Source organism: Mesorhizobium sp. M7D.F.Ca.US.004.03.1.1, from assembly GCF_003998635.1.
GTDB lineage: Bacteria > Pseudomonadota > Alphaproteobacteria > Rhizobiales > Rhizobiaceae > Mesorhizobium > Mesorhizobium loti.
The window spans coordinates 1-7,859 of the sequence record NZ_RZQG01000200.1; the positions used below are offsets into that span (position 1 = coordinate 1).

Below are 7,859 nucleotides of genomic sequence, written 5' to 3' on the forward strand. Positions count from 1 at the left end.
GACGGAGGCAGCCTGCATCGTTTCGCAGTTCGAGCAGCACATCCGCGCTGTCGCCGGCCTACCGCTGGGCAGCCCGGACCGCCATTCCGACTGCGTGATGGAGAACCTGATCGGCGACGATGTGCTGCGTGTCCCGGAGCTTCTCGCCGAGCCCGATCTGATGCTGCATCTCTACGGCAAGGCCGAGGCGCGCCCCGGCCGCAAGATGGGTCATTTCACCCGGATCAGCCGTCGCGCCTGACCCAATAAACCCGCTTATTGGAAGTCGTCGCTCTCGTCCTCGCCGGGACTGGCGCAACTCGCATCGCCTTCCTCGCAATTGGCCGCGGCGGCGAGCTGCTTGATGCGATCGTTGGTCAATCTGGTCAGGCACTGCGAAACCTCCATCGGATGGATGGAGCCGCCCTCGCTGGCGGCGGTGGAATGCGCGCACTCGGCATCGCGGAAAGTGATCCAGGCGCGTTGCGCCACCTGCAGCAACCTCTTGCCGTCGGCGTCATCCGAGCTGATGAGGTCCTGATAGGCCGTGTTGAGCCTGGCGTCGGCCGCCTGGTAATCTTCGCCAGCGCAGATGTTCATCATCTGCTGGCTGTCGTCGCTGCGGTCGCATTCCTGCGCATGGGCAACCGAGGCTCCCGCCAGCAAGACAAGGCAGGCGGACAGAAACATTCGGCGCATGGTCATCTCCAAATCACTTCGCGGCAGCCGCATCATCCCAGCCGGCTAGAGGCCGCGCAATGCCGCCAGGTGGAGATGGCGGATATTTGATGATATGGAGAGACGGAGCACGCTTGCGGTTGACACGGACAAGGCTCCTCGTTTATGAGCCACCCACAGTTCAAAGGCGCGTCTCTGGCGCGCCTTAAGATTTCGACCCGAAGCGGGTCCACACCGACAGGCAAGACCATGAAGATCAAGAATTCGCTCAAGGCGCTGAAGGCGCGTCACCGCGACAACCAGCTGGTTCGCCGCAAGGGCCGCGTCTACATCATCAACAAGACTGCCCCGCGTTACAAGGCGCGCCAGGGCTGAGTTTTCGGGCTGGAGGCTGTTGTTGTCTCCGCCCATTTGATGTTTGTTGCCGGCCTTCTCACGCTAAAATCACTTTGATGTTCCGCCGCCCGGGACTAGAGTCCGGCGATGCGGATTCTTTTTGCATTTTTGACATCCCTGCTCGTTTCCGGCGCCATTTATGGCCCGGCACGGGCGGATGATGCTGTCGCGCCGCCGGCCACCCAGGACGCGCCGCCGGTGGCAACGACGAAGCAGGCCCGGCTCGACCAGTTGTTCAGCGACCTGAAACGCGAGCGCAACGAAAAGGCGGCCGAGCGCATTGCCGGCAACATCTGGAATGAGTGGTCGCAATCCGGCAGCGCCTCGATCGACCTGATGATGCAATGGTCGCAAAAGGCCGTCGAAGGCCAGAAGTTCGACGTTGCGCTCGATTTCCTTGACCAGGTGGTGACCTTGCAGCCGACCTATGCCGAAGGCTGGAACCGGCGCGCCACGGTGCATTTCATGATGAAGAACTACGGCAAGTCGATGTCCGACATCGACCATGCGCTGCAACTCGAGCCGCGCCATTTCGGTGCGCTGTCCGGTCTGGCGCAGATCATGGCGCTGACCGGCCACAAGCAATCTGCACTCGAAGCCTGGCAGAAGGTGCTGGCCATCTATCCGATGATGCGCAGCGCCCAGGACCAGGTCGGCACGATTTCGGAAGAGCTTGCCGGCGAGGGCATTTGATGCCCCAAGGGAGTAAGGGAATAGGGCAGTAAGGCAGTAGGGGTAGATTGCACTGCGGAACACACACCCTACTGCCCTACTGCCCTACTGCCCTACTGCCCTACTGCCCTACTGCCCTACTGCCTACCCACAACTTATCCCCCTCCACCCCCGTATCTCTCCCCATGAACCTGATCTACGCCGTCCTCGCCTTCCTGATGGCGCTTGTGTTCAGCCTGGCTGGCGTCACCCGCGTCGGCTCATGGCTGATCGAGCGCCGCAATCCGCCGATCGGCGAATTCGCCGACATCAACGGCGCCCGCATCCACTACGTCCATGTTCCGGCACCCGCCAATGCCGAGTTGCCGCCGATCGTCTTCATCCACGGCGCCAGCGCCAATCTCAGGGACCAGATGCTACCGCTGCGCCCGCTGTTGGATGGGCGCGCCGAAATGCTGTTCTTCGATCGGCCAGGCCACGGCTGGTCGGGGCGCGGCCCCGGCAACAACGAGGATCCGTCGGCGCAGGCCAACACCATTGCCGCGCTGATGGACCGTCTCGGCATGAAGAAGGCTGTCATCGTCGGCCATTCCTTCGGCGGAGCGGTGACCACGGCGTTTGGCCGCGAGCATCCAGACAAGACACTCGGGCTGGTCTTTGTCTCGCCCGCCACCCACCCCTGGCCGGGCGGCGCGACGTCCTGGTACTACAATCTGACCACCATGCCGGTGGTCGGCTGGTTGTTTTCCGAAACGCTGACCTACCCGGCAGGAACGCTGCAGATGGCAGACGCCACCACCTGCGTCTTCTCGCCAAACAAGGTGCCGAACAACTATGCCGGCGAGGCTTCGATCCCGCTGGTGCTGCGACCGTCGGCCTTTCGCGCCAACGCCACCGACGTCGCCGGGCTCTATCGCTATGCCCTTGGCGCCGCACCCCACTACGCCGAGATCGAGGCGCCTACCGTGGTGATTTCGGGCGATCGCGACAAGGTGGTCTACGCGCATATCCACTCGGTCGGCCTGGTGCGCGACATTGCCGGCGCCGAACTCGTCTGGGTGCACAATCTCGGCCACAAGCCGGACTGGATCGCGCCCGACCTCGTCGTCGGCGCCATCGAGAAGGTCGCCGGCAAGGACATCGACCTGCAGGCACTGGCAAAGACCGTGGAGGCGCGCATCGCCCGCGACGCTTATGGCACCGACAGATGCGCCGACATCAAGGTGCCGCAGGCGGAGCTCGCGCCGACCTGAAGCACGTCCTCTAACGGCTGGGGCAGCAAGCTAAGCGCAGGCACGCAGCGCCATACTCTAGATGACCAGCAATGGTGTTTTGCTGGGAACGCGATCGTAAAGGTCCATGACATCCTGGTTGAACATGCGCACGCAACCGGACGACGCGGATTTGCCGATGGACTTCCAGTCCGGCGATCCGTGTATTCGATAGAGTGTGTCGACGCCGTCCTTGAAGATGTAGAGCGCGCGCGACCCCAGCGGATTGCTGATGCCCGGCGGCATGCCCTGACGCCATTTCTCCAGCTTTGGATCCCGGCTGATCATTGTCGACGGAGGCGTCCAGGTCGGCCATTTGCGTTTCCACTGAACGATCGCACGACCCTTCCAGGAATAGCCCTGGCGCCCCAGCCCGACGCCATAGCGCATGGCCTTGCCATCCTTGAGGACCCAGTAAAGGTATTTGTCGGTCGTGTTGACGACGAGCGTGCCTGGCTTTTCTCCCGTCGGGTCGTCGACGACGATCTGTCGCAGAAACCGTTCATCGACCTTGGCGAAGGGAATCGCCGGCAGCGCCCGGCCGCCGTCTTCGACCGCGGCATACATGTTCGCATAGTCGGGAGACGCACGGGCAGCTTCAGGCCCTGCAACCTCAATCGGCCCCTTTTCCGGTGTCGGCTCAAGCGGCGCTGGAATCAGCGGACTGGCGACACTGAGCGACTGCTTGGGAAATTGGGCACATGCCGAGATCGTGGAAACCCCAATAAGCGAGAGCCCGGTCAGAAGTGACCGGCGCGAGACGAGAAATGACATTCAGTATACTTTCAAGCGATGGGAAATGCAGGCGGGTGCAGAGCCACTGTTAACGCCGCTTCATCCTGTTTTGTAGGGGCGAACACGGCAACCCTGTGTCGAGACAAAGGCTGGGATCATTGTCCTTGCCTTTGTTGTATTATAGCCACAGCGACCTCTGCACAAAGTCGCGCGACACGCTTCCGTCAGGAAATGAGCGGGTTTACCGGTTGCCCTGCGTGTCCGACCCGATATAGGCGATGCGCAGCATGTTGGTCGAACCCGGCGTCCTCAGCGGCACGCCGGCGGTGATGATGACGCGGTCGCCCGGCTTGCCGAAGCCTTCGTCGAAGGCGATGCGGCAGGCGCGGTTGACCATATCGTCAAGATCGCTTGCATCCGGTGAGACGACGCAATGCGTGCCCCACAAAAGCGACAGCCGTCGCGCCGTGTTGAGGATCGGCGACAGCGCGATGATCGGCACCTGCGGCCGCTCACGGGCGGCGCGCAGGCCTGTGGTGCCGGACGCCGTGTAGGTGATGATCGCCGACAGCTTCAGCGTTTCGGCGATCTCGCGCGCGGCCAGCGAAATGGCGTCGGCGCCGGTCGCTTCCGGCTCGGAGCGCTGGGCATTGATGATACCGGCATAGGTCGGATCGGTTTCGACCTTGGTGGCGATACGGTTCATCATCGCCACGGCTTCTACTGGATAGGCACCGGCCGCTGATTCCGCCGACAGCATGATGGCATCGGCGCCTTCGAAGACGGCGATCGAAACATCGGACACCTCGGCGCGGGTCGGCACCGGTGCCGTGATCATCGATTCCAGCATCTGCGTTGCAACCACCACCGGCTTGCCGGCGCGGCGTGCGGCGCGCGTGATCTGCTTCTGGATGCCGGGCACCGCCTCGAGCGGCATCTCGACACCGAGATCGCCACGGGCGACCATCAGCGCGTCGGACAGTTCGATGATCTCGGCCAGCCGGGCGACAGCCTGCGGCTTTTCGATCTTGGCCATGATCAGCGCCCGGCCGCGCGCGATCTTGCGCGCTTCCGCCAGATCCTCCGGCCGCTGCACGAAAGACAGCGCGACCCAGTCGACGCCTGTCGCCAGCACGGCATCGAGGTCCTTGCGGTCCTTCTCGGTCAGCGCGCCGACCGGCAGGTCGGTGTCGGGCAGGCTGACGCCCTTCTTGTCGGAAATCGTGGTGCCGGCGACGACGGTGCAGACGATAGACTTGCCGTCGCTCTTCACCGCCTTCAGCTCGAGCTTGCCGTCGTCGATCAGCAGGCGATGGCCGGCTTCGACCGAGCTCAGGATTTCCGGATGCGGCAGATAGACCCTGGTCGAGGTGCCGGGCTCGGGACTGTCGTCGAGCGTGAAGGTCTGGCCTTGCGTCAGCACTTCCTTGCCATTGGCAAACTTGCCGACGCGCAGTTTTGGTCCTTGCAGATCGGCCAGGATGCCGATCGGCCGGCCGACCGCCTCCTCGACAGCGCGGATGCGCGCGACCAGCGTGCGCATCAGTTCGTGATCGGTATGGCTCATATTGATGCGGAACACATCGGCGCCCGCTTCGAACAGCTTCTTCAGCATCTCCTCCGACGAGGACGCCGGACCGATGGTGGCTAGGATCTTGACCTTACGGCTACGTCTCATTGACTGTTTGTTCCCGGGGCGGCTGGAGCGCCTCCCGTTGTGGACTCATCGGTCAGCTGGACCATCCAGCTTGCCTGTTCGCCCGTGTCATATTCCTGGAATCCGGCGCGCTGGAAGCCCCGGGCGACGCAGTCGGTTACGCCGGCGATCTTGAACTCTTTTTCAGCCACGCACATGTTGATCGGGCCGTCCCAGCGTCCACCGCGCTCGGCGTCTTCTGCATAAAGATAGTAAAACCTTGATGACAGCGGCCCTTCGATCAGCGTCTTGCAGCTCGATCCCTCGATGTGCCACCAGCCCTCGGTGATCCAGCCGGCCTTGGCGCGATAGCCGATGCCGACGCCGACCAAGTTCTGCGTGGCGTTGCAGACGCGGAAATCGGCACGCGCCGGCGAGGCCATGGCCATCGCCGCCAAGCCCACGGCAAGGCTCAGGAGCGGCATGGCAAAGGCAGAGCGCATGCGCTGCCTGCCGGCGGAACTCATCCGAAAACCCCTCAAGAACCACATCAGCATCTCTCTGCGCCCCTTTTCGGAAAAGTCCGGGCGCATGTCAACGCACCGTTTTGTTCAATTCCAATCGATTTAGAAAGGCTCCGGCGCACAATTCGCCGACTCCTGCCAGATTTCTCGGGAAACCTTGGCCAAACAACGGCATTGCGCAAGCGTCGTCTTCGTGGAATGACGATAGCATCCTCCCCGGAAGCCAGCGAACAGACCATTTCCCGCCAATGACCCGATCCACAGTTTTCGCGCCTTTCGATGTTGTCGAAGGCGACCGCAAGCGAGGCATCGTGCTGTTGGGCGATCATGCCCGCCGCGACCTGCCCGACGAGTATGGCAGCCTCGGCCTGCCCTTGGCGGAGTTCGACCGCCACATCGCCTATGACATCGGCGTCGAGACGGTGACGCGCGAACTGGCCGCCCTGCTTGGCGTGCCGGCGGTGTTCGCCAATTTTTCGCGGCTGCTGATCGATCCCAATCGCGCAGAGGACGATCCGACGCTCATTCGCCAGCTCTATGACGGCACCGTCGTACCCGGGAATTACCCCATAGCTCCCGAGGAGCGCGAAAGACGGCTCGACCGCTTCTACCGGCCCTATCACGACGCCGTCGGCGCCATGATTGCCTCGGTCGCACAGGCCTCTGCCCGAGCACCCTTCATCTTCTCGGTGCATTCCTTCACCCCTGCCATGCAAGGGATCCAGCGTCCCTGGCATGTCGGCATCCTGTGGGACCTCGACGACCGGGTGGCGCGGCCGCTGATCGACATGCTGGCGGAGGACAAGAGCCTCGTTGTCGGCGACAATGAACCGTATGACGGCGCGCTGCACGGCGACACCATGTACAAGCACGCCATCGTCAACGGTTTCGCCCATGCGCTGATCGAGATCCGCCAGGACCTGATCGCTGACCAGAAGGGCGCACTCGCCTGGGCCGAACGGTTGGCGCCGATCGTTGACGCCATCGACCGCCGTCCCGATATACATGTGGTCAAGCAATTCGGCTCCCGCACCGGGCCGCTATGACGGAGGCTGTGACCATGACCGAACTCAGTGACGAGCAGCAACGCGATTTCGAGGCTGCCGCCTTTCGCCGGCTGGTCGAGCATCTGCGCGAGCGCAACGACGTGCAGAACATCGACCTAATGAACCTCGCCGGCTTCTGCCGCAACTGCCTGTCGAACTGGTATCGCGAAGCGGCCAATGCCGAGGGCGTCGACCTCAGCAAGGACCAGTCGCGCGAGATCGTCTACGGCATGCCTTACGCACAATGGCAGGCGCTCAACCAGACCGAAGCCTCCGACGCCAAGAAGGCCGAATTCGAGGCAAGACGCCCCAAGGACCACTAGGTCAACCGTCGACACCCTCGATCGCCTCCAATCCTCTGTTTGGCCCAAATGCTTTCCCGAAAGAGCGCTTGACTGAAAATTGAATCGATCTAATTTGCCGCGCGAAGCCATTTTTTGACCGGATTAGCCTCATGAACGCGTCGAACGCCATGCAGACTGCCATTCGCGGACGATGGGCCGTCGCTGCCATTTTCCTCGCCAACGGCTTCCTGACCGGCAGCTGGGCGCCGCAGATCCCGGTGTTCCTGACCCGGCTCGACATCTCGAAGTTCACGCTTGGCCTGCTGATCCTGCTGTTCGGCGCCGGCGCCGTCGCCGCCATGACCTGGTGCGGCCATTTGATCTCCAGACATGGTTCCCGCACCGTGCTGCGCTGGTTCGGCCTTTGCGGCAGCCTCGGCCTGCTGGTCGTGGCGCTGGCGCCCAACGTGCCGCTGGCGGCCATCGCCATGTTCATCTTTGGCGGCTCGATCGGCGGCATGGACGTCGCCATGAACGCCAATGCCGTGGTGGTCGAACGGCGACTCTCCCGCGCGATCATGTCGTCATCACATGGCTTCTGGAGCCTCGGCGGGTTCGCCGGCGGCGGCCTCGGCGGC

Annotated in this window: 10 protein-coding genes and 1 pseudogene; 7 read left to right on the forward strand and 4 right to left on the reverse strand. The window is 62.9% G+C overall.

Features of this window, described 5'->3' with window-relative positions:
* Positions 1-241: pseudogene (locus EN935_RS13875) on the forward strand (5-(carboxyamino)imidazole ribonucleotide synthase); the annotation flags it as partial.
* 14 nt (positions 242-255) lie between these two features.
* On the opposite strand, the gene EN935_RS13880 reads toward EN935_RS13875, so the two are convergent.
* Positions 256-678, reverse strand: a complete 423-nt coding sequence (locus tag EN935_RS13880; RefSeq protein WP_126070851.1) for a lysozyme inhibitor LprI family protein — start codon at positions 676-678, stop codon at positions 256-258.
* A gap of 228 nt (positions 679-906) precedes the next feature.
* Between EN935_RS13880 and ykgO the strand changes: the two genes are divergently transcribed.
* The 3 genes from ykgO (at position 907) to EN935_RS13895 (ending at position 2,978) form a co-directional block, all read left to right on the forward strand.
* Positions 907-1,032 carry a type B 50S ribosomal protein L36 gene (gene ykgO / locus EN935_RS13885; RefSeq protein ID WP_006327841.1) on the forward strand — a complete coding sequence of 42 codons (126 nt, stop codon included), beginning with the start codon at positions 907-909 and terminating at the stop codon, positions 1,030-1,032.
* 108 nt (positions 1,033-1,140) lie between these two features.
* A complete protein-coding gene (locus EN935_RS13890) occupies positions 1,141-1,746 on the forward strand; it encodes a hypothetical protein (protein ID WP_127262572.1) in 606 nt (201 codons plus the stop codon).
* 164 nt (positions 1,747-1,910) lie between these two features.
* Entirely contained in the window at positions 1,911-2,978 is a 1,068-nt protein-coding gene (locus tag EN935_RS13895) for an alpha/beta hydrolase (RefSeq protein WP_127262573.1), read from the forward strand.
* Positions 2,979-3,035: 57 nt separating this feature from the next.
* On the opposite strand, the gene EN935_RS13900 is transcribed toward EN935_RS13895, so the two are convergent.
* The 3 genes from EN935_RS13900 to EN935_RS13910 form a co-directional block, all read right to left on the reverse strand.
* Entirely contained in the window at positions 3,036-3,770 is a 735-nt protein-coding gene (locus EN935_RS13900) for a L,D-transpeptidase (protein WP_127262574.1), read from the reverse strand.
* A 202-nt stretch (positions 3,771-3,972) separates the two neighbouring features.
* The gene (pyk, locus tag EN935_RS13905; protein ID WP_109664909.1) at positions 3,973-5,409 is read right to left on the reverse strand and encodes a pyruvate kinase; all 1,437 of its coding nucleotides are present in this window, start codon (positions 5,407-5,409) and stop codon (positions 3,973-3,975) included.
* Positions 5,406-5,870 carry a DUF1036 domain-containing protein gene (locus tag EN935_RS13910; RefSeq protein ID WP_206438842.1) on the reverse strand — a complete coding sequence of 155 codons (465 nt, stop codon included), beginning with the start codon at positions 5,868-5,870 and terminating at the stop codon, positions 5,406-5,408. The genes pyk and EN935_RS13910 overlap by 4 nt, the downstream gene beginning before the upstream one ends.
* 269 nt (positions 5,871-6,139) lie before the next feature.
* On the opposite strand from EN935_RS13910, the gene EN935_RS13915 reads away from it, so the two are divergent.
* The 3 genes from EN935_RS13915 to EN935_RS13925 form a co-directional block, all read left to right on the forward strand.
* Positions 6,140-6,937 carry an N-formylglutamate amidohydrolase gene (locus EN935_RS13915; RefSeq protein WP_109664903.1) on the forward strand — a complete coding sequence of 266 codons (798 nt, stop codon included), beginning with the start codon at positions 6,140-6,142 and terminating at the stop codon, positions 6,935-6,937.
* A 14-nt stretch (positions 6,938-6,951) separates the two neighbouring features.
* Positions 6,952-7,260 (forward strand): DUF1244 domain-containing protein, encoded by a 309-nt coding sequence (locus EN935_RS13920; protein WP_109665457.1) that lies wholly within the window; start codon positions 6,952-6,954, stop codon positions 7,258-7,260.
* A 131-nt stretch (positions 7,261-7,391) separates the two neighbouring features.
* A partial coding sequence (locus EN935_RS13925) for an MFS transporter (RefSeq protein WP_164771124.1) occupies positions 7,392-7,859 on the forward strand: 468 nt, incomplete at its 3' end.

Excerpts from the sequence above, each read along its gene's own strand:
- EN935_RS13915 (WP_109664903.1), top strand. The coding sequence starts at position 6,140 with ATGACCCGATCCACAGTTTTCGCGCCTTTCGATGTTGTCGAAGGCGAC.
- EN935_RS13880 (WP_126070851.1), bottom strand. The coding sequence starts at position 678 with ATGCGCCGAATGTTTCTGTCCGCCTGCCTTGTCTTGCTGGCGGGAGCC.
- EN935_RS13895 (WP_127262573.1), top strand. The coding sequence starts at position 1,911 with ATGAACCTGATCTACGCCGTCCTCGCCTTCCTGATGGCGCTTGTGTTC.
- EN935_RS13890 (WP_127262572.1), top strand. The coding sequence starts at position 1,141 with ATGCGGATTCTTTTTGCATTTTTGACATCCCTGCTCGTTTCCGGCGCC.
- pyk (WP_109664909.1), bottom strand. The coding sequence starts at position 5,409 with ATGAGACGTAGCCGTAAGGTCAAGATCCTAGCCACCATCGGTCCGGCG.
- EN935_RS13910 (WP_206438842.1), bottom strand. The coding sequence starts at position 5,870 with ATGCGCTCTGCCTTTGCCATGCCGCTCCTGAGCCTTGCCGTGGGCTTG.
- EN935_RS13920 (WP_109665457.1), top strand. The coding sequence starts at position 6,952 with ATGACCGAACTCAGTGACGAGCAGCAACGCGATTTCGAGGCTGCCGCC.
- ykgO (WP_006327841.1), top strand. The coding sequence starts at position 907 with ATGAAGATCAAGAATTCGCTCAAGGCGCTGAAGGCGCGTCACCGCGAC.
- EN935_RS13900 (WP_127262574.1), bottom strand. The coding sequence starts at position 3,770 with ATGTCATTTCTCGTCTCGCGCCGGTCACTTCTGACCGGGCTCTCGCTT.